Source organism: Polyangium sp. 15x6, assembly GCF_029960785.1.
In the GTDB taxonomy this organism is placed as follows: Bacteria; Myxococcota_A; Polyangia; order Polyangiales; family Polyangiaceae; genus Polyangium.
In genome coordinates this window covers 1-19,538 of the sequence record NZ_JASBQE010000092.1, presented here as the reverse complement: position 1 = coordinate 19,538, position 19,538 = coordinate 1, and the positions used below count along the sequence as shown (strand labels likewise).

Here is a 19,538-nt window from a genome sequence, read left to right as displayed (position 1 = left end):
AGGGCAGGCCTGCCATGGAGACCTCGATTGCCAGCTCGATCCTCGCGTCCCTCGAAAAGGTCGTCCTCGAACGCCAGCCAGACGGCACGTTCTTGCAACGCGGAAGCGCGCCCGACTGGTATTCGCGCATGCTGCGGGGCGTCCTCCGCGCGAACACGCCCATCCGCGTGGAGTGCATGTTCCCGTTCCTCTCCGTCTTCCTGCCCGAGGCAGAGGCCGTCTGGCAGGCAGAGAGCGGAGGTCTGACGCGGCTCGACTCCGACCTCTGGTGCGAGACCGCCGAAAGCGGCGAGGAGCTGCCTCTCGCGGCGACCGCGCTCCTCGTGGGCCCTTGCCGCCTGCTCGTGATCACCCGCTGCGACGAGCTCTTCCACGAGCGGCGCCTGGTCCTGCAGCGCGCCCGCGAGCTGCGCATCACCCATGACGCGCTCGCCCGCGAGATCGAGCAGAAGGACATCCTCATGCATTGCATCGTCCACGATCTCGCGAACCCGCTCCAGACGATCCTCGGCGTGCTCTCGTCCCTCGACGAGCGACATCCGCCCGGCGAGGACGGCGACATGATCGCCCTCGCGCTCGACGCGGCGCTCCGACAGCGCCGGATGATCCGCGAGATCCTGAGCGTGTTCGCGTCCGAGCACGGCGACCTCGACACCACGCACGAGGAGACCGCGATCTCCGATCTACGCGCCGGGATCCTCCGCGTCGTCGCCGAGCACGAGCTCACCGCGCGCGGCCGCAACGTGCGCATCGAGCGGGACGTGCCGCCGCTCCCGAGCCTCGTCGTCGCGGACGAACCGCGGCTCTTGCGGGTCCTCGCGAACCTGCTCGACAACGCGGTCCGCCACAGCCCGGTCGGGGGCCACGTGCGCGTCCGCGTGCGCGAGGAGGACACGAGCGTCGAGGTGAGCGTCGAGGACGAGGGACCCGGCGTGCCACCTTCGCTCGCGACGCGCCTGTTCCAGCGCTTCGGCCGGGGGATCGGGCCCGAGGCGGGCACGGGGCTCGGGCTCTACTTCTGCCGCATCACCGTCGAGCGCTGGGGCGGCTCGATCGGGTACGCCGCGCCTCCCGAGGGAGGCGCCCGGTTCTGGTTCCGCCTCCGCAAGCCCCCCAGCTCGACAGGGACCCTGGCGGCGTGAAGGACAGAGCGAGGAAGGACCGGCCATGGCGAAGCTTTTGATCGTGGACGACGACGACGAAACCAGGCTCTGGATGGCCACCGCGCTCGCCGACGTCGGGCACGAGGTGCGCATGAGCCCGAGCGGTCGCGACGCGGTCAAGGTCGTCTCGACGTGGCGACCGGACCTCGCCATCGTCGACGTCTTGATGTCGGAAATGGACGGGTTCGCCGTCAACCGCGTCCTCCGGAGCCATGGCATCCCCACGATGTTCGTCACGGTCGTGAAGCGCGAGGCCGAGGCCATCCTCCAGGGCGTCTCGGGGTACGTGGAGAAGCCGGTCACGGCGGGAGAGCTCCGGGCGGTGGTGGAGCGCGTCCTCGGCGGGGCCACGGGCGGGGCCATCTTGCTCGTCGAGGACGATTCGTTTTTGCGTAGCGTGTATCGCTCGGTGCTGGAGCCAAAATTCCAGGTGCTCGAGGCCGAGAATGGTCGCGACGCGCTTTCCTTGCTCGCGACGCACCCGGTCGCGCTGGTCATCACGGACATCCACATGCCGGTGATGAACGGAGTGGAGCTCGTCCGCGCCATCCGGAGCGACGCCCGCATGCGCGATCTGCCCGTCGTCGTGCAGAGCTGCGACACCTCCGCGGTCCGCTCCCCGATCTGGTCGGGGCTCCACGTCTCGCGTGTCATGCGGAAAGAGGATTTCATCGGGTGGTTGATCGCGCAGATCGAGGAGCAACTCTCGACCCTTTCCGTCCGATCGGCGTGAGCGACGAGGGCGCCGCGGGCGTGGTATGCTTCCGCTCGTCATGCGCGCGACGTGGTGCACCGACATCCACTTGAACTTCCCGCTCCCTCGAGCGCTCCGGCAGTTTTACGAGGCCATCGAGGCGGAAGCGCCGGACATCGTCCTCCTTTCGGGCGACATCGCCGAGTCCGACTCGGTCGTGCATTTCGTCGACGAGATCGCGACGCAGACCGGCGCGAAGGTGTATTTCGTGCTCGGGAACCACGACTATTACCGATCGAGCATTCGCCACGTCCGCGAGCAGGTCACGCGTATCCCCAAGCTCGCGACCTGGCTCCCCGGCGTCGATCCGGTGCGGCTCGACGACCGCGTCGTCTTGCTCGGCGTCGACGGCTGGGGCGACGCGCGATGCGGTGATCTCGACTCACCCATCCAGCTCTCCGACTGGCACCTGATCACGGATTTTTTCGACGTGCGCATGGATCCTTTCGGCCGGATCGAGCTGCTCCAAAAGCTCGGCGCCGATGAGGCCCGCGTGCTGCGTGAAAAGCTCGCCCGCGCGCCCGACGCCGAAGAGCTGTTCGTCCTGACGCACGTCCCGCCGTTCCCCCAGGCCTGCTGGTACGCTGGTGCGCAATCATCGCCGGAGTGGCTCCCGTGGTTCACGTGTGTCTCGACGGGCGAGGTCCTCGCCGAGTACGCGGCAAACCATCCAGCGACACGGATCACCGTGCTTTGCGGGCACACGCACGGGCAAGGCGTGTTCGAGGCCGCGCCGAACCTCGTGGTCCGCACGGGGGGCTGGCCGCCGAACGTCGACGACTACGGCAATCCGATCGTGCAATCGACATTCGAATTCTGAGGCGCCTCCCCTCACCGCTTCGCCTTGCGCCGCGCCTCCCCCGCGCCTCGTCGAAGCACGACGATCCGCCCCGTCGGCGTCGCGACCGTCTTTTCGTGGGTCGTCCCCTGCTCGGCGAGCACGCGCTTGGCCTCCGCGAGCTCCTCCTCGGCGCGCTGCCCTTTCACCAGCAGCACGAGCCCGCCCGGCTTCGCGAGCGGCGCGGTGAGCGGCACGAGCAGGTTCAATCGCGCCACGGCGCGCGCGGTCACGACGTCGAACACCCCACGAAGCTCCCCGGCCCCGACCTGCTCGGCCCGCTCGGCGCGCACAGTAACGTTCGGCAGGCCCAGCGCGGCGACGACGGCCGAGAGAAACGCCGCTTTTTTCTGCGTCGCCTCGACCAGCGTGACCAGGAGATCGGGCCGCGCGATCGCGATCGGAATGCCGGGCAAACCGCCGCCCGAGCCGACGTCGACGAGCCGCGATCCCGGGGATGCGTCCCCGAGCAAGGGCACGAGCGTGAGCGCGTCGAGCGCGTGTTTTTCCCAGGCGTCGCTCGGATCTTTGATGGCGGTGAGGTTCATCTGCTCGTTCATCGCGAGCAGCCGCGCGAGGTAGTCGCCGAGCGTCGCGAGCACGGGCGCGTCGAGGCGAACGCCGATCTCCACGAGGCGCGCCTCGAAGCCGTCGGGAGGCGCGAGGGGCGTGGAGCTCGGCAGCGGGAGGGGAGGACGGGCGGCCTTGGTCACGTCGAGGGCGTAGCACGCCCGGAGCGCTCGGCACAACCCGGCACAGCCCCTGGAGCACATCCTCGCGAAAAACACGGGCGCGGCCATCGGCATGCGAATTGCCCAATGGCCCCTCATGCGCGTCTTCCTTCATCGCCTTCTCGTCGCTTCTCAATGGGGCGCAAGCCTCCTCCTGGCCTCGGCGTGCGGGGCCGACGTCGAAAGCGCTCCCGGCGCCCCCGGCCCGGCCGCTCCTGCCCAGAACCTCGAGCCCGCGCCGGCGCCCGCCTGCTACGGGCCCGTGTACGACGACGATTTCGGCTATCACGGCCAGTGCTGCGACATCACGCTTTGCACCGCGCCCGTGAACGGCGTGTGTCCCGGCGCGAACGAGGTCGTCCTCAAGGGTCGGCCGCCGGGCTCCGGCGAATGCGAATGCGAGCCGCTCCGCGGGCCGTATGCCAGTGAAAACCAAGGCAGCGCCGAGAGCTGCTGTTATCTCGTCGGCTCGATCGGCTGCGATGGGCGCCCCCTCCTCGTACAAGGAAAACCCAGGCTCGCCGACGTGCGCGAAGGGCCGAGCGCCTGGTCGAGCCCGCCGGACGTGCCCGCGGATCGCGGGCAGGCGCTCCGCGAATTCAATGCCGCCCTCCGCGATCTCGATACGGCCGCTCTCCCGGCCGAGGTGCGCGCGCTCCTCGCGCGGCGCTGGGCCGAGCGAGGTCGCAACGAGCATGCGTCCGTGGCCTCGTTCGCCCGATTCTCGATGGCGCTCATGGCGCTCGGCGCGCCGCCGGCGCTCGTCGAGGCGGCCCATCGAGCAGCGCTCGACGAGGTGCGGCACGCGCGCCTCGCCATGTCGCTCGCATCCGCGTATGGAGGCGAGCCGCTCGGCTTCGGGCCGCTCGCGGTGGACGGCGCGTTCGAGGATCTCGGCTCGCTCACGGCGGCCACGCTCGCCACGGTGGTCGAGGGCTGCGTGGGCGAGACGCTCGCGGCCATCGAGGCGGCCGCGGCGGCAAAGGAGGCCGGTCCGCGGGCGGTTCGCCTTGCATTGCTGGAGATCGCCGAGGACGAGATGCGCCACGCCGAGCTCGGATGGGCCTTCGTGCGCTGGGCGATCGGCACGGGCGGCGCGGCGCTCGCGGCCGAGGTCGCGACGACCCTGGAGAAGGCGCTCCGGATGGCCTGCAAGGAAGCGACGGTCCCGGGCGACGAGCCGCCCCGCGAACACGGCTTCCTGCCCGCCGAGGAGGTCTCCGCGCTGCGGCGGCAGGCGGCGGCGCAGGTCCTCCGCCCGGCCGGCGAGGCGCTCGTCGAGCAGGGGCGTGGCCATGCGGCGCGGTCGCCTCGCCGTTCGACCCAGCCCACCGCTTCGTGAAAGCGAGCGCGCTCGCTTCGCCAAACCTCCGCGCGCGCCGCTGAAACGCGGACCACTGTCATATCACTGACGCAGTGGGCCATTTCCGACAATCCCGTAACCGCGCGTACTTCCTCAGGATAAGGGTGCTTTCCGTGCGGCGACACTTTTGGTACACGGGGTTGGATGGGTATTCACGAACGGACTGCGTCAGCTTATTTCGAGGATCCAAAGATGCTACGCGCGCTCGCGCGCGAGGCGCCGATCGGCATCGTGGGCCTCGACGCGAGCGGCGCCATCGTGGCGTGGAACCCGGGCGCCGAGCGCGTGTTCGGTTACGGCGCGACCGAGGTCATCGGAAAAACGATACGTGACCTGCTCGGCCCCGACGCGGAGGTCGACCCGGGCGCGCTCCTCGCCGAGCTCGACACGCAAAGCCCGCCGTCCTTCTCGGCCCCGTGCGCCCGGAAGGACGGCGCGCGATTTCATTGCGAATGGCAACTCCGCGCCCTGCGCGACGAAAACGGAGATCTCCTCGGCCGCGCCGCTTTCGTTCGTGACACGACCGAGGCCACCGAAACGCGCGCCACGCTCGCCGCCGAACGCAGGTTCATCCGGCGCATGCTCGACAATACCCCGCTCGTGCTTTGGGCCACCGACGAAAAGGGCGTCTTCACGCTCTCCGACGGCGCCGGGCTGCACGCGCTCGGCTTCGCGCCCGGCGAGGTCGTCGGCATGAGCGCCTTCGATCTTTATCGCGACGTCCCCGAAATCCTGTCCGCGATCCGCGCCGCCCTCGGCGGCACCCACCAGGTCACTCTCGCCCATGCAGGCGGCGCCTCCTGGGAATGCCGATACATCCCGATCCGGGGCGGCGACGGCGACCCCGTCGAGGGTGTGCTCGGCGTCGCGATGGACGTCACCGAGCGCATCGAAGCCGAACGCACGCTCCGCCAGCAGCTCGACCTCATCGCGCAGCAAGAGGGCGCGATTCGCACGCTCTCCACGCCGATCGTGCGGGTATGGGACGGCGTGCTCGCGCTGCCGCTCGTCGGGACGATCGACGCGGCGCGCGCCGAGCGCATCCTCGCCACCTTGCTCGACGCGGTCGTGAGCGAGCAAGCGCATTACGTGATCCTCGACATGACGGGCATCGACGAGGTCGACGCGACGACCGCCGATCACCTCTTCAAGGTGCTGCGCGCGCTCGGGCTGCTCGGCACGACGGCGCTCGTCACGGGCGTCAATCCCGGCGTGGCCACGGCGCTCGTGGGCCTCGGGGTCGATCTCGGGAGCGTCATGACGCTCGGGAATCTGGAGGAGGCGCTCCGGTTCGTCATGAAGCGCCGCGCCGTGAAGCCACGCCGCTCCCCTGCCCCGTCCACATGAAACGGGTTTGACGCCCGTCCCGGTCGTTTTCCATACCAGGCGCCCGTTGTCGTCCTCTACACTCGATGGGGTAACAAGGAGCTTCCCCATGTGGATGAAGATGGCCTACCGGGTTTTTCTGGGTCTTTTGGCGCTCGGCGTCGTCGCGTGTTCGGACGCGGGGTCGCAAGGGAGCGGCGGTGATGGCGGGGCGGGCGGCGACGGGAGCGGCGGCGCGGCCGGACAAGGAGGGATGCCGAGCAGCAGCGCGTCGAGCGGCAGCGGCGGCAACGGCCAGGGCGGCGCCGGCGGCGGCACGACGAGCAGCAGCGGCGGCGGGTCCGATCCGTACGAGGCGGCCCGGCAAGCGTGCGTCGACACGATCAACGCGCACCGCGCCACGATGGGGCTCCCGCCCTACGCGCGCTGGAAGGAAGCGGAGCCCTGCGTGGATCAGCAGGCGACGTGGGATCAGCAGAACAACAAGGCGCACGGCTCGTGGGGCATGGGCCTCTACCCGACCTGCAATGGCAGCGGCCAGAACGAGTGCCTGGGCCACGGGGCCGAGAACGTCGCGGGTTGCCTCGATGGTATGTGGGCCGAGCGAGATCAGACCGGCTGCTCCGGCTGTGACGCCTGCAATGAAGGGTACAACCCGAACTGCCCGAATTGTGATTTCTACGGGCAATCCACGGGCGACGTCTGTGGGCATTACGTGAACATGAGCGCGAAGTACTTCTCGAAGGTCGCGTGTGGATTCAGCTCCGCCGGCGGCTGGATCGCGATAAACTTCCAGTAGCGCTCATTTCGGCGGCTCGACCGGCGCGCACGTGGAGACGCCCGCGCCGACGATGTTCGTACCGAGCCCCGTCTTCACCACGGTCGTCGTCCCGGTCGAGGGTCGATACTGCTGGATCTGCGAGTCGCCCGTGGGGCTCGTGAACAGCCAGAAATCGCCGCCCCAGAACGCGAACGCCCAGCCGCTCCCGATCGATACGCTCGGCTGCGGGGCCTGGCTCAGGATCTTGCCCGAGGCTTTGTCGATTTCGGCGATGATGATCGGACTGTAGTTGAAGAAGCCGAAGAGCCGCGCGTCGCCCGTGCCCGTGAGCTCGGCCGCGCCGGAGAGTTGGTCCCAGGGGCCGACGAAGGAGAGCGTGAGCGACTGGGTGTCGATCCGCGCGAGCCCCTTGCCGTTGTAGTCGGCGACGTAGAGCGTCTCCTCCGCGCTGCCCGACGTATTGGAGACGAAGCCCATTCCGAACGTGGTAAAACCCTGCTGCCCCGGCGCGTAGGTCGTCGCCGCGCAGGCCGCCGTCTTCACGTCGACGTGGTAGATGCGGCCGTCGCTGAAGAGGATCCACGCCGTCCCTTTGCGGTCGACGGCCATCGAGAACGGCGTGCCAAGGCCGCCCGTGGGGCAGTCGATCACGCCGATGAGCTTCACGTCGAGCGTGGGTGGGTTGAAGCTGTAGAGCTCGTTGTCCTGGCCGATGATGTAGACGAGCTTCGCCTCGTCCGCGCAGCCGTCGTCGCCGGATCCGCCGCCTGCGCCCATGAGTCCGCCGTCGCCGAAAAGATCTCCGCCCTCGCCGCCCGAACCGGCGTTCCCGCTGCCCATCCCGCCGGCCTCGGCGCTTCCACCGAGCCCGCCGCTCGATTCGCCTCCGTCGCCGCCATTCCCGGAAGGACCTCCGCCGCTGGGCGTGACGCCGCAGGCGGAAAGGACGAGCACCGCAGGGACTACGAATTGCAAGGAGCGGTGAAGAAAATGCATGGCAAACCTCCGGTCCCGAGGATAGGAGGAAACCCGAGCCACGTCACGCCTGCCGTGATAGGAGGCTCACCGAAGGTCGATGATGAAGTCGGCGATGAGTCCGGCGACGAACGAGCGCGTGTCCAGGGCGCCTGTCGCGGTCGAATAGAAGCGCGTCCAGGTCACGTACGGGGTGAGCGCCAGGAAGTCGAGCTCGGGGCCCGCGCTGTAGCCGCCGGTGAGACCGAACGGGATGGACGTGGTCCCATGGGGATCGCGGAGGTCCGAGACGACGAGGGCGCTCGTCCCGCCGACATGGAAGCGGTCCGCGATCTGGACGTAAACGTTCAGCGGGACGCGAAGGCCGAGATGTGAATCCGTGGTGGGATACCAGGGGACATAGACGCCGGAGTCGATACGGAGGTGCTTGTTCGGGCGGATGATGGCGGGCAGCCCCGGCTGAATGTAGCTGACGAACGGGTGCCTGGGGTTCGGGTCGAGCACGGCCATGAACGAGGCGCCGAGGTCGACGGGCGGGGTTTTGAGGTAGCGGCCCGTGATGGTGACGCGGTTCGTGCCCGGAGGCGGCTCCTGACCGATGTAATAGGGGCCGATCTGGATGTCGACGTGCATCTCGGGGGCGAAGCCCCACAGAGTGCCGAAGCTCGTCCCCATGCGGTAATAGTCTTCCCCGATGGGGTGCTCGACGAAAGGGCTCACGTAGGGATCGAGCAGCCCCTGGGGCAAGATGAGCCCGCGCTGCACCATGGGCGTGGGTCCGCTCGGTTTGCTGCGATCGACCCTGGCCGTGCCCGCCCGCGCCGAGGCCGGCGGCGGCGTGACGGCTGAGGCCCGAGCGCCAGTCGAGAGGATGAGCACGAGTGCGGCGAATGCCGGCAATGGTCGGTACGAGCTCACGGCGTCTGGGATCGTCATGGAGCCCCGACCCCATGGACGTCATCCCCGGCGAGCGGTGGTTCAGGCTTCGAGGCTCGAGAGCACGCTGAGGCCCTCGGGTCCGCCGAAGACCGTGGCAGGGACGCCGAGGATTCCCATTTCGAGCAGCGCGTCGAACGACCTCGACGATGTGGCGAAGTAGCCGATGCACGAGGACGCTCCGAGCTCGGGTCTCGCGCTCGTGAGCTCGTCCAGCCTGCGCGCGCGTTCGCGCAAAGCGGCCGAGACCTCTCGGGGACGCGCGGCATGCTCGGTGAGGGCCGCGTATCCGATGCGGAGCCTCGGCTCGTCCTTCGGCAGCTCCGCGAACGCGTCCCGCGTCTCTTTCCGAAAACGCTCGGGCACGATGCAAATCCCCGCGTGATCCGGGACGAGCCAGCCCTTCGACAGCGACGCGAGGAGAAGGGCGCTCTCGTCTTCGAGCAATGCCCGTGAGGCCGCCGTCGGCGGCGTCGCATAGACCGAATCGAGGATCAACATGCGCCGCTCGTCCACGCGTGCCCAGCGCCGGAGCTCTTCCACGTCGAACGACGTCAGCGACGAACCCCAGGGTTTCAGCGGCTCGCAGACGAGGAGCGCGTCGAGCGCGTCGAGCTCGGGAAGACCGACACGCGCCTCCCACGGGACGACCGTCGCTCCGGCCTCCGCCGCGAGCTGCAGATAGACGGGGTACACGTCGGCAGGCACGCCGACGCGCGCATTCCGCTTGGCGAGGAGCCCGAGGAGCGCGCGGAGCGAACGCCGAACACCGTGGCTCACCTGCGTGCGCGGCTTCAGCGCCTGCGGGAGTTCGAGGTGCGCGAGGAAGCGCTCCGCGAGGTGACAACGATAAGGCGCTTCGGGGTGCGTCGAGGGCGCAATGGCGGCAAAGGCGCGCCCGAGGCTCCGGTAGACGTTGAGCTCCGCGAGATCGACGAGCGCCGGGCGCGTGGCCCGAAGCTCCGCGCGGCGCGCGAGGAAGGTTTCGTGGTTCATAACGTCGAGCTCGGATCTTCCAGCGAGGCGAGGCAGGTTCCATCGGCCATCACGTTCCACGAGCGCACGATGCCATGCGTCCGCTCCCAGCCGACCGAGGGCTCCGTGTACGCGGCCACGCGGAGCACGCGGCCGCCGATTTCACCTTCGAACACCGGGCTCCCCCAGGGCAACGCCTCGCGCTTCTCGAAGCCGAGCTCGGCGAGCGTACGAAGCACGAGCGCGAGAGGCACCTGGTTCATCTCACAGAACTGGTTCGCCGCGCTCGGCGCCCACGGGTTCTCCGAGAGGCTCGATACGTAGAGTTCTTTGAAACAAACCTCCTGGAAGCCGTCGGCAGCGCTCCGTTCGAGGTACGCGCGCACCTTCGCCGCATCGTCGACCCCGCCTCGCTGGAGCACACAAATGGCCCGCGTGCGCAGGCCCGGCGCGCGGCCGAATGCCCCGGAGTCGACTGCGATCCCCATGATTCGCGCGTCGTCCTCGCGCGTCACGCCGTGCCGGCTCACCGCGAGCGTGGTGAGCCCCGCTTCCCGGAGGCCTTCGAGCTCGGTGAGGTCGAGTCGCGCCCCGTTCGTGATGAGCAGGGTTTTCGAGAACAACCCCGCGAGGCCACGCACGAGCGCGTGAAGCTTCTCGGGTTCGATCAGCGTCGGCTCGCCGCCGCCGGTGATGACGGCGCGCTCGGCGCCGCGCTCCTTCGCGAGCTTCGCCCAGGCGAGCCATTGGTCGAGCGTGCCGCTCCGCTGGCGTGCGAGATCGGAGACGCTCGCCTTCGAGAAGCAGAATGCACAACGCGCCTGACAAGCCTTCGCCACCGGCAGGACCGACACGCTGCGCGGCCGGCATTTCGCCCATTCGACGAGCCCGTCGTCGCCCAAGCGGAAGGCCTCCGCGGTGATTTCCTCGTGCCTCGTGGGGACGAGCGTGTCCTTTTCGTCGACCCACGCCACGCCGCTCAAGGGGATCTCGCTCGCGGGCCAGCGCCAGCCGATGCCCGTGCCGGTCACGTCGTTCGGGCGCATGCCTTCGGGCCCGACCGGGAGCCGCGCGCGCAGCGCCACCACGCGATCCTTCTGGCGCCCGAGCTTCGCCACGAGCCGCCGCGCCTTCTCGAGCCCCGGCGCCCAGCGCTCGTCTTCCTTGAGCATGTAGAACGCGTCGGGAAACCTCGATTCGCCGATCGACGCCTTCGAATAACACATCCCGTAGCGGTCGAAGCCCCGCAGCCAGTTCGAGAGCGGGATGAAGGCGATGAAGGATTCCATACCGTACATGGTTCTCGACCCACGGACTCGAGTCAACCGGACTTCTTTGGTTTTCGCCGCGGATCCACCCGCTGGATGAGCGCCGCGACCTCCGCCGGGAAGGCGGCCGCGTGGCCTTCGAGGCTCCGCTCGATCTCGGCCCCAAAGTCGATGTTCTTCGCCTTCTCGGCCTTCTTGCCGGCGAAGGCGAGGTACCAGCGCGCCGCCCCGAACCGGCGAAAGTACGCGACGAAGTCCGAGAACGAGAGGTCGAGGGGGAAGAGATCACAACCGTCCTCGGCGATACCGATCCGATAGGGGGCTCCCTTCGGATCGAAGTGGTCGATCGTGAGCCACACGGACTCGCCGGGGACGGAGACGAGGAGCTTCGACCGCTTGAGCGTGTTCAGGCGATCGAGATCGCGCCTCGACTCCACCTCGAATCCGTCGCTCCAGAGCTCCTCGCAAAACGGCTGGGCGTAAAGGTCACCCGTCTCCACGTCGTTCTCGTGGTCCCTCATGCTTCGATATTGCCGGTGCGGACGAAACCCCGCGAACGCCGCTTCGAGCCCGCAGATCGAGGCTTCCTCGCCGAGGGGCACGCCGCCGCGGGTGGCGCGAAACACGAGGCCGTCGCTCCTTTCATAAAATGCCGCGACGTCGTCGGGGAGATCTTTTCCGAGCACCTCGCGAACCCGGCCCGCGAGCTCCGCGAGCCTGCTCCTGGGTCGCCGGAGGGTGATCGTGACATCCCCCATGGTTTCGATCTCGGTCGTCTCGTCCATCGGACCAGCAAATCGTACGCTCGCGCCCGTGTCAACGATCCGACACGTCGTTTCTTCCCGGAACGGCCACCTGGTGCGCCCGCGATCCAACTGGATCCTTGAAGCTTCACCCTCGCGCGGGTAAGGGTCTCGATTCACCGCGGAAAGGCCCCACGCGAGAGGGCCGTGCGCGCTGGCACGAGCATTGCGCAGGCCCCGCGCCGATGCGTTCGACCATGCATACTTCGTCCAGCCTACACCTGTTCCGCGCTTCTCTCTTGCCCCTCGCCGCGCTCGTGCTGCCCGCGTGTGGCGCGGATGCATTCGATTCGTCCGAGGGTCCGCTCGCCGAGACCGAGCAGGCCTTCACCGTGTGCGCCGACGGCGATACGGTCGAGGGAATCGACGTCTCGGTATGGCAGGCCGAGGTGAACTGGGACCAGGTGAAAGGCGCGGGCATCGAGTTCGCCATCGCCCGCGTCAGCTACGGGACCAGCAAGGATACCTGGTTCGATACGAACTGGAGCGGCATCAAGTCCGCGGGGCTCGTACGGGGCGCGTATCAGTTTTTCCTGCCGCACCAGGACGCCATCGCCCAGGCCGATCTCATGATCGACGCGATGGGCGAGCTCGGCCCGGGAGATCTGCCGCCGGTCCTCGACGTCGAGGACATGGCCGGGCAGAGCAAATCGACGGTCGTGAGCAAGATGAAGCAATGGCTCGCCCACGTCGAGGCCGCCACGGGCGCGAAGCCGATCATCTACACGGGCAAGTATTTCTGGCAGGACAACGTCGCGAGCTACGATTTCGGCGACTACCCGCTCTGGATCCCGAACTACAGCTTCGATTGCCCGAACCTGCCCGACAACTACTGGGACCAATGGATCCTGTTCCAGTACACCGACAGCGGTTCGGTGCCTGGCGTCGCGGGCAACGTGGATCGGAATGCGTTCAACGGCAGCCTGGCCGATCTGATGGCCTTCGCGAACAGCGGGCCCGAATATGCTGCGAAGTTCGTGAGCCAATCGTTCCCGTATGCGAGTGAAGGCCCCTTGCAGGTGGAAGCGGGCGGGACGCTCGAGGCGTACATCGAGATGCTGAACGTCGGCACGAAGGCGTGGGATGGCAATACATTGCTCGCGACCACGGAGCCGCGGGACCGGACGAGCCCCTTCGCCGGCCCGGAATGGCCGGGGCCGAATCGTTATGCGCGCGTCGAGGGCACGGTGCCGCCGGGCGGGACGTACAAGTTCACCTTTACGTTGCACGCGCCCCTGGAGACGGGCGTGTACGACGAGCATTTTGGTCTCGTGCAAGAGGGCGTCACCTGGTTCAGTGATCCGGGTCAGGGAGGCCCGCCGGATGCGCAGCTCGAAGGTCTCTTCGAAGTGGTGCCCGGCATGGGCGCGGGCGGCGCCGGTGTGGGCGGCGCGGGTGGAAATGGCGGGGGCGACGCGGGCGACGCGGGCGGCGCGGGCGGAAACGGCGGCGGCCTTGGGAGCGACCCGGGCAGCGAGAGCGGGTGCGCGATGGCGACGGGCGGGGCGCGCGGTGCAGGGTCCTTCGGGCTCGCGCTGTTCCTCGGGCTCGGGTCGGTGATGCGACGTCGACGGCGCGCGTCCGCCTGACTCGCCTCCTACGCACATTCCGTCCACAACGCAACGCACATACACACGACCAGGCGAGGCCATCGATGAATATGCCTTGACAAGCATATACCTCGATGGGCATATACGCGTCCATGCTGAGCGCGTTCGAAGTCGTGGCGGAGCCGAACCGCCGCCGCATCCTGGATCTCCTTCGCGAGGGGCGCCGTCCTGTCGGGGAGCTCTCGGACCGGCTCGGGCTGACGCAGCCCACCGTGTCCAAGCACCTGCGCGTGCTCAAGGAGGCGCGGCTCGTGGATGTGGAGCAGGACGCTCAGCGTCGGCTGTACGGCCTGCGCCCGGAGCCCCTCGAGGAGCTCGACGCATGGCTCGCGCCGTATCGAGCGCTCTGGTCGCGGCGGCTCGACGCGCTGGAGCGCCACCTGGACACGATGACGGACGAACCGCCCGAAAGCTCCCGCCGGAGCCCGACCCCGAGGAGGAAACGATGAAAAACGGGACGTTGATCACGAAAGGCAATCACGTCGAGCTCCGGTTCGAACGGCGCCTCGCCCACCGACCCGAAAAGGTTTGGCGCGCGCTCACGGAGAGCCAGGAGCTCGCCCACTGGTTTCCCGCGCGCATCGAGGGCGCGCGCGAGGTCGGCGCGGAGCTGCGGTTCTTCTTCGCGGAAGGCGAGCCCGGCAAGGGAAAGATCTCCGTCTTCGATCCGCCGCGCGTGCTCGAATACACGTGGGAGGGAGACGTCCTGCGGTGGGAGCTCGCGCCCGAGGGCACGGGCTGCCTCTTGATTTTCACGACGATCCCGGCAGACCGCGCGAACGTCGCGCGCGACGCCACGGGCTGGCATTTCTGTCTCGACAACCTGGAGGCGGCGGTCGACGGAACGCCGGCCGCAGGGTTCGACAAGGAGCGCTTCTCCGCGCTCAATGCGGAGTACGCTGCGCGCTTCGGGCTCGGCAGCTTCCCGGCCTTCATGACGAGCGAGGCAAACCGCGTCGCGGAAGGCGCCCTGCGCATCCCGGGCGTCGAGGCGTACGCGTTCACCGGCGCGGATGGCACCGAGCTCTTGCTTTGCCACGCGAAGACGGATGCGAATACGGACGAGCAGTGGCGCGACTTCGACGAGTACCTGGCAGTGCTGGAAGGTAGCTACGTGCTGCGCATCAATGGCATGGACATGGAGCTCGGCGCGGGGCGGGAGTTCGTCATCCCAAGGGGCGCTCGTGTGTCGGGGAGGTTTTCCGCGGGAACGCGGACGATGCATGCTGTTTCAGGACGGAACCTCGGGCGGGGCGGGGCGTAGGGCGTCTGGCGCGGCTTTGCGGCTCCTGATACGCTCGTCCCCCGAAAGGAACCCTCGACCATGAGCGAACCCACGCGTGCTCCGCGCAACCCGATGACCCTGAAGCCGGTGGTCCTCGAGCTTCCCGGCATGCACGAGGTGACGGTCCGGGCCGACATCGACGCCGGTGGTCCGACCCTCGACGTGTATACACCGCCGGGCGGCGGCGGGCTGCGGCCCGCCGTCGTGTTCGTCTCGGGATACCCGGATCCGGGATTCGAGATGATGCTCGGATGCAAGCTCAAGGACATGGCGTCGTACGTGTCCTGGGCGAAACTCGTGGCGGCGTCGGGGATGATCGCGGTCACCTACGCGAATCGGCAGCCCGAGGACGTGGCCCTCGTGATGCGGCATCTTCGCGCGCACGGCGCGACGCTCGGGATCGATCCGGATCGGATCGGGGTGTGGGCGTCCTCGGGCAACGTCCCCAATGCGTTATCGCTGCTCTTGCGCGACGCCGAGGTCCGCGTCGCGTGCGCCGTGCTCGCGTACGGCCATACGCTCGATCTCGACGGCGCGACGCACGTGGCCGACGCCGCGAAGCAATACCATTTCGCGACGCCGGCCGCCGGCAAGTCGATGGACGATCTCCGCGCCGACGTGCCGCTCTTTCTCGTGCGCGCCGGCCGTGACGACGCCGGCCTCAACACCGCGCTCGATCGTTTCGTCGCGGCGGCGCTTTCGCGCAATCTGCCGATCACCCTGAGCAACGACCCGACCGCGCCGCATGCGTTCGACATCGTCGACGATAGCGAGACGTCGCGGGAGCGGATCCGGCAGATGCTCGGGTTTCTGCGTTTTCATTTGGCCGGTTGAGGAGCGCGTCGCCGCCGCCGCATCGCCGCGAGCCCCATCATCCCGAGCGCCGCCCACGCGGCCCCCGTCGCGTCGTCATTGCCCACCACCCGGCACCCGCACGAGCCCTCGCTCCCGGCATTGCCACTGCCGGCACCGCCGCTCCCGCTGTTCCCGCCGCTCGCCGCGGCGCCACCCATCCCGCCGCCGGCCGCGCCGCCCTCGCCGCCGGAGCCGAAGATCCCCGACGAGCTACTGCTCGCGTCCGAGCTGCTCGGCGCCTCCACGCATTGCCCCGCCATGCACGCCTGGCCCGTCGGGCACACGGCGCCCATGCAATTGTCCACGCACGTCCCGCCGGCGCAGTGCGTCCCCGCGTCACACGTCACGCCAATGCAGGAAGGCTCGATGCACAGGCCGCTCGACGTCTCGCACGCCTCGCCGCCGGCACAAGGCAGGCAATCGCAGCGCGTGACGCACACGCCGCCGTCGCATACCTGGCCGCTCTCGCACGTCACGCCGGCGCACGGATCGACGCACGCGCCCACGCGACAAACCTGCGGGAACGGGCAAGCGACGTCGTCGCACGGGCCCTTGCAGGTGCCGCCGATGCAGACCTTGCCGGCCTCGCAGGTCACGTCCTTGCACGCCGCGTCCACGCAATAACCGTTGCTGTTGCATGCCTGGTCGGGCAGGCAGTCGAACTCGCCGCCCTTGCAGCTCTGCACGCAGGTGCCCTTGTCGCAAACGTACCCGCTCGGACAGATGTCCCCCTCGTCGACCGTCCCGTTGCAATCATCGTCGATCCCGTTGCAGTTCTCGCCCTTCGGCTGCGAGAGGTCCTGGCAGACGACGCCGTTCGACGTGCATTGCGTCACGCCCGATGCGCAGACGCCGGGCTTGCCCGTATCGCAGGGCTGGCCGCCGCCGGAGCACGTGATGCCGGTCAGGAAGTAGACGTCGTCGTTGAAATCGCCGTCGTTGTTCCAGCCCGAGGCCGTGGTCGCGCCGTCCTCGAAGGCGATGTAATAGGCGTTCGCCGTGGTCTTCGAGGCATAAATCACCGCCGTGATCCACGGCGCCGGCGGGTTGCAGGCCGAGCAGAGGTTGTTGTATGCCGGGTTCGAGTAGTGCGTCTCGCCGCCCACGAGCGCGAAGCCGACGAGCCCGCCCGCGTAGGCCGGGTCGTTCTTGATCGACGTACCGTTGAACGTGGTGCCGACCGGCGAGTTCGGCGGTACGAGGACGTGCAGATCCGCAGCCGGCGGCTTCTGCCCGGTCTCGTTGTACCAGGCGAGGCCGAAGTGCGAACCGGCCTCGTTCAGCACGAAGGTCGCGGTGAAGCCGCAGAGCGGCGAGAACGCGTTCGGCGTGGTGTGCGCGTCGGCCTTCCAGTCGACGGGGTCGTTCTGGTTCTGAAAGAAGGTGTAGAGCTGCACCTCGGCGTTGGCCGAATCGAGCGGCACGACGAGGCCATTGGGCTCGGTGACGACCGCAAGAGCGGTGCCGGAAGCGAGGACGAGGGCGAGGGTGGAAGCAAAAAGCGGTACACGGCGCATGCCCCAGGGTACCGCACCGCCGCGCGTTCGTGGGATTTTTCGTGGGATGGATTCGTGCGCGGCTCTCGGGGTTCGGCTCACGAAAGCCGCGCAATCGCGACCGCCACCCTCGCGAGCTCCTCTTTGCTGGATTCCGGGCCCAGAAGATCGGCCGCAATCCGTCGTGCTGTCGGCACGGCATCCGCGATGAGCTGACGCCCGGCTTCGGTGAGCACCGCGAACGTGACGCGACCATCGTCCTCGCTCGGCTGGCTCGAGATGAGGCCGCGCTGCGTCAGCGGGCGGAGCATCCAGGTCACGCCCGAGGCCGTCACGCCGAGCTGCTGGGCCAGATCGATTCGCCTGAGCCTGCGACTGGGCGCCTGGTCGAGCACCTGGAGCAGGTGCAGATCGTTGAGGCCGATACCGTGCACCTGGCCGAGCGAGGCGTCGAAACGGCGGATCGTGGTCGCGTGTGCCCGGTTCAGGTCGAACAGGAACGTCAAGTGGTAGGCAGACATGCCCCTCTCTTTTGTTGAGTCCTCAAACAAATCCCTTGCGGAGGTCGTGCACGGATGTTAGTTGAGAACTCAACCAACTGCCAGGAGAGAAACGCATGTCCACGCATGAAGAGAGCGATGCCAGCTCTCCTGTGCAGCCGTTCTGGCTGCGCGGCCCCTTCGCCCCGGTCGCCGATGAGGTGACCACGTACGATCTGCCCGTGGTGGGCGAGCTACCGCGCGAGCTCGGCGGTATGTATCTACGCAACGGCCCCAATCCGAAGAACGGGACCTCCCCCCATTGGTGGTTCGGCGACGGGATGGTGCACGGCGTCCACCTCGAAGGCGGAAAGGCATGCTGGTACCGAAATCGCTACGTACGGACCGCAAGGTTTCACGGGACGGACCTCGGCCCCAAGGACGGCGAGGATGCGAGCGTGGCCCGGGCGAGGCGTCTCCGCGGCGGCGGCACGTCGAATACCCACGTCATCGAGCACGCGGGCCGCATCCTCTCGCTGGTCGAGGCCGCGCTGCCGATGCAGCTCGATCGGGAGCTGTCGACGGTCGGGCCCTTCGATTTCGACGGGGCCCTGGACACACCGATGACGGCGCACCCGAAACGTTGTCCCCGGACCGGCGAGCTCCACTTTTTCGGCTACCAGCCGATACAGCCCTATTTGACATATTACATCGCCGACGCGGCGGGCCGGGTGATCGCGAAGCGGGAGATCGAGGTCGACGGTCCCTCCCTCATGCACGACTTCGCCATCACGGAGCAATACGCGGTGTTCTTCGATTCCCCCCTCCGGATGACGCGGGACTGGGGCGATGGAATGCCCTTCGCGTGGAGCGATACCCACAGGACGCGTATCGGCGTCGTGCCGCGCGCGGGAGGGGCAGCGCGCTGGTTCGAGTTCGAGCCCGCGTATCTCAGTCACACCGCCAATGCATTCGAGCGCGATGGAACGCTCGTCCTCACGGGCGCCCGCTCCGCGCGCTTCGAGGTGAGCCCGCCGGTTCTCTACCGCTGGGAGATCGACCTCGATTCCGGCCGCACCCGCGAAGGGGCGATCGACGAGCGCGTGGTCGATTTTCCTCGCATCGACGACCGCCGCACCGGAGAACCACATCGCTACACGTACGTCGTCCAAATGCGGGATTTCGTGGCCGGCGTCCCGACGGGCACGGTCTTGCGCCAGTACGACGCGGCGACGGGCGGCTCGGTCGCGCAAGACCTCGGCCCGCGGCAAGTGCCCGGCGAGTGCGTCTTCGCCCCTCGGGGCGACGATCCGACCGAAGATGCGGGCTTTCTGCTCAGCATCGTCTACGACGGCGAGCGCGACGGCAGCGATCTCGTCGTTCTGGACGCCAAGAACTTCGGCGCTCCACCGGTGGCGCGCGTCCGATTGCCCCAGCGCGTCCCCTTCGGATTCCACGGGTCGTGGGTCCCCGCGGCGCACGCGCCCTCGTGAACCCCGTCTCGAGCTCGACCTTCAGCCTGATTTGCTGAACGTGCCGTAAGCACGTTTACGGCACCCAGCGCACATTTACAACGAGAGAGGAGCGCGACTAGCATCCGAATCGTGTAGTCTGGGTCGCTGTCACACGCGTTCAGACGTCACGCTTGCGTTTCGAGGGCACGCGAATGTGCCCTCGGGGCTCGTTTCCTGGAGGATCCTTATGAAACATTCATTTTTCGGCCTGGCCGGCGCGCTCGCGCTCCTGCCCTGCATGCTCGGGACGGCATCCTGCGGCACGGGCGGGGACGCGACCGCCTATTCCTCGCAGATCCCGCCGGACCCCAGCGGCAGCGGCGGCGCCGGCGGCAGCGGCGGCGCCGCCGGCAGCGGCGGCACCGGCGGCACCGGCGGCACCGGCG

At 68.3% G+C, this 19,538-nt stretch carries 19 protein-coding genes and 1 pseudogene; 12 read left to right on the top strand and 8 right to left on the bottom strand.

The window, feature by feature from the left end:
• Window positions 1–14: 14 nt before the first annotated feature.
• Genes QHF83_RS41480 through QHF83_RS41470 form a run of 3 tightly spaced genes read left to right on the top strand, consistent with a single transcriptional unit; the run spans window position 15 to window position 2,737 of the window.
• Window positions 15–1,142 carry a HAMP domain-containing sensor histidine kinase gene (locus QHF83_RS41480; RefSeq protein WP_282423633.1) on the top strand — a complete coding sequence of 376 codons (1,128 nt, stop codon included), beginning with the start codon at window positions 15–17 and terminating at the stop codon, window positions 1,140–1,142.
• A 25-nt stretch (window positions 1,143–1,167) separates the two neighbouring features.
• Window positions 1,168–1,896 (top strand): response regulator, encoded by a 729-nt coding sequence (locus QHF83_RS41475; RefSeq protein ID WP_282423632.1) that lies wholly within the window; start codon window positions 1,168–1,170, stop codon window positions 1,894–1,896.
• A 40-nt stretch (window positions 1,897–1,936) separates the two neighbouring features.
• A complete protein-coding gene (locus QHF83_RS41470; protein WP_282423631.1) occupies window positions 1,937–2,737 on the top strand; it encodes a metallophosphoesterase in 801 nt (266 codons plus the stop codon).
• 11 nt (window positions 2,738–2,748) lie between these two features.
• Here QHF83_RS41470 and rsmG read toward each other — a convergent pair whose 3' ends face one another.
• A complete protein-coding gene (gene rsmG, locus QHF83_RS41465; RefSeq protein WP_282423630.1) occupies window positions 2,749–3,468 on the bottom strand; it encodes a 16S rRNA (guanine(527)-N(7))-methyltransferase RsmG in 720 nt (239 codons plus the stop codon).
• 115 nt (window positions 3,469–3,583) lie between these two features.
• Here rsmG and QHF83_RS41460 point away from each other — a divergent pair, with 115 nt between their 5' ends.
• The 3 genes from QHF83_RS41460 (at window position 3,584) to QHF83_RS41450 (ending at window position 6,974) form a co-directional block, all read left to right on the top strand.
• A complete protein-coding gene (locus QHF83_RS41460) occupies window positions 3,584–4,828 on the top strand; it encodes a hypothetical protein (RefSeq protein ID WP_282423629.1) in 1,245 nt (414 codons plus the stop codon).
• A gap of 213 nt (window positions 4,829–5,041) precedes the next feature.
• Window positions 5,042–6,196: a PAS domain S-box protein gene (locus tag QHF83_RS41455; protein WP_282423628.1), complete on the top strand. Its 1,155-nt coding sequence runs from the start codon at window positions 5,042–5,044 to the stop codon at window positions 6,194–6,196.
• A gap of 88 nt (window positions 6,197–6,284) precedes the next feature.
• Window positions 6,285–6,974 carry a hypothetical protein gene (locus tag QHF83_RS41450; RefSeq protein WP_282423627.1) on the top strand — a complete coding sequence of 230 codons (690 nt, stop codon included), beginning with the start codon at window positions 6,285–6,287 and terminating at the stop codon, window positions 6,972–6,974.
• 3 nt (window positions 6,975–6,977) lie between these two features.
• Here QHF83_RS41450 and QHF83_RS41445 read toward each other — a convergent pair whose 3' ends face one another.
• The 5 genes from QHF83_RS41445 to QHF83_RS41425 form a co-directional block, all read right to left on the bottom strand.
• Window positions 6,978–7,952, bottom strand: coding sequence for a hypothetical protein (locus QHF83_RS41445; RefSeq protein ID WP_282423626.1), 975 nt, complete (start codon window positions 7,950–7,952; stop codon window positions 6,978–6,980).
• A 66-nt stretch (window positions 7,953–8,018) separates the two neighbouring features.
• On the bottom strand, window positions 8,019–8,849 hold the full coding sequence (locus QHF83_RS41440; RefSeq protein WP_282423625.1) for a hypothetical protein: 831 nt from the start codon (window positions 8,847–8,849) through the stop codon (window positions 8,019–8,021).
• Window positions 8,850–8,909: 60 nt separating this feature from the next.
• Complete coding sequence (locus QHF83_RS41435; RefSeq protein ID WP_282423624.1) at window positions 8,910–9,863, bottom strand: hypothetical protein; 954 nt, start codon at window positions 9,861–9,863, stop codon at window positions 8,910–8,912.
• Window positions 9,860–11,131, bottom strand: a complete 1,272-nt coding sequence (locus QHF83_RS41430) for a radical SAM protein (protein WP_282423623.1) — start codon at window positions 11,129–11,131, stop codon at window positions 9,860–9,862. The genes QHF83_RS41435 and QHF83_RS41430 overlap by 4 nt, the downstream gene beginning before the upstream one ends.
• Window positions 11,132–11,163: 32 nt before the next feature.
• Window positions 11,164–11,895, bottom strand: coding sequence for a hypothetical protein (locus QHF83_RS41425; RefSeq protein ID WP_282423622.1), 732 nt, complete (start codon window positions 11,893–11,895; stop codon window positions 11,164–11,166).
• 215 nt (window positions 11,896–12,110) lie between these two features.
• Here QHF83_RS41425 and QHF83_RS41420 point away from each other — a divergent pair, with 215 nt between their 5' ends.
• The 4 genes from QHF83_RS41420 (at window position 12,111) to QHF83_RS41405 (ending at window position 15,642) form a co-directional block, all read left to right on the top strand.
• Window positions 12,111–13,502 carry a GH25 family lysozyme gene (locus QHF83_RS41420; RefSeq protein WP_282423621.1) on the top strand — a complete coding sequence of 464 codons (1,392 nt, stop codon included), beginning with the start codon at window positions 12,111–12,113 and terminating at the stop codon, window positions 13,500–13,502.
• A 113-nt stretch (window positions 13,503–13,615) separates the two neighbouring features.
• Entirely contained in the window at window positions 13,616–13,972 is a 357-nt protein-coding gene (locus QHF83_RS41415; protein ID WP_282423620.1) for a metalloregulator ArsR/SmtB family transcription factor, read from the top strand.
• Complete coding sequence (locus tag QHF83_RS41410; protein ID WP_282423619.1) at window positions 13,969–14,787, top strand: SRPBCC domain-containing protein; 819 nt, start codon at window positions 13,969–13,971, stop codon at window positions 14,785–14,787. The genes QHF83_RS41415 and QHF83_RS41410 overlap by 4 nt, the downstream gene beginning before the upstream one ends.
• Before the next feature lie 60 nt (window positions 14,788–14,847).
• Window positions 14,848–15,642, top strand: coding sequence for a hypothetical protein (locus tag QHF83_RS41405; RefSeq protein WP_282423618.1), 795 nt, complete (start codon window positions 14,848–14,850; stop codon window positions 15,640–15,642).
• On the opposite strand, the gene QHF83_RS41400 is transcribed toward QHF83_RS41405, so the two are convergent.
• Together QHF83_RS41400 and QHF83_RS41395 are read right to left on the bottom strand one after the other, a co-directional pair.
• Window positions 15,627–17,180 carry an MYXO-CTERM sorting domain-containing protein gene (locus QHF83_RS41400; protein WP_282423617.1) on the bottom strand — a complete coding sequence of 518 codons (1,554 nt, stop codon included), beginning with the start codon at window positions 17,178–17,180 and terminating at the stop codon, window positions 15,627–15,629. The two genes, QHF83_RS41405 and QHF83_RS41400, sit on opposite strands and share 16 nt — an antisense overlap.
• A 77-nt stretch (window positions 17,181–17,257) precedes the next feature.
• Window positions 17,258–17,665, bottom strand: coding sequence for a MarR family transcriptional regulator (locus QHF83_RS41395; protein WP_282423616.1), 408 nt, complete (start codon window positions 17,663–17,665; stop codon window positions 17,258–17,260).
• Between the two features lie 110 nt (window positions 17,666–17,775).
• Here QHF83_RS41395 and QHF83_RS41390 point away from each other — a divergent pair, with 110 nt between their 5' ends.
• Both QHF83_RS41390 and QHF83_RS41385 read left to right on the top strand, forming a co-directional pair.
• Window positions 17,776–19,131 carry a carotenoid oxygenase family protein gene (locus tag QHF83_RS41390; protein ID WP_282423615.1) on the top strand — a complete coding sequence of 452 codons (1,356 nt, stop codon included), beginning with the start codon at window positions 17,776–17,778 and terminating at the stop codon, window positions 19,129–19,131.
• A 208-nt stretch (window positions 19,132–19,339) separates the two neighbouring features.
• Window positions 19,340–19,538 (top strand): annotated as a pseudogene (locus QHF83_RS41385) (PE family protein); the annotation flags it as partial.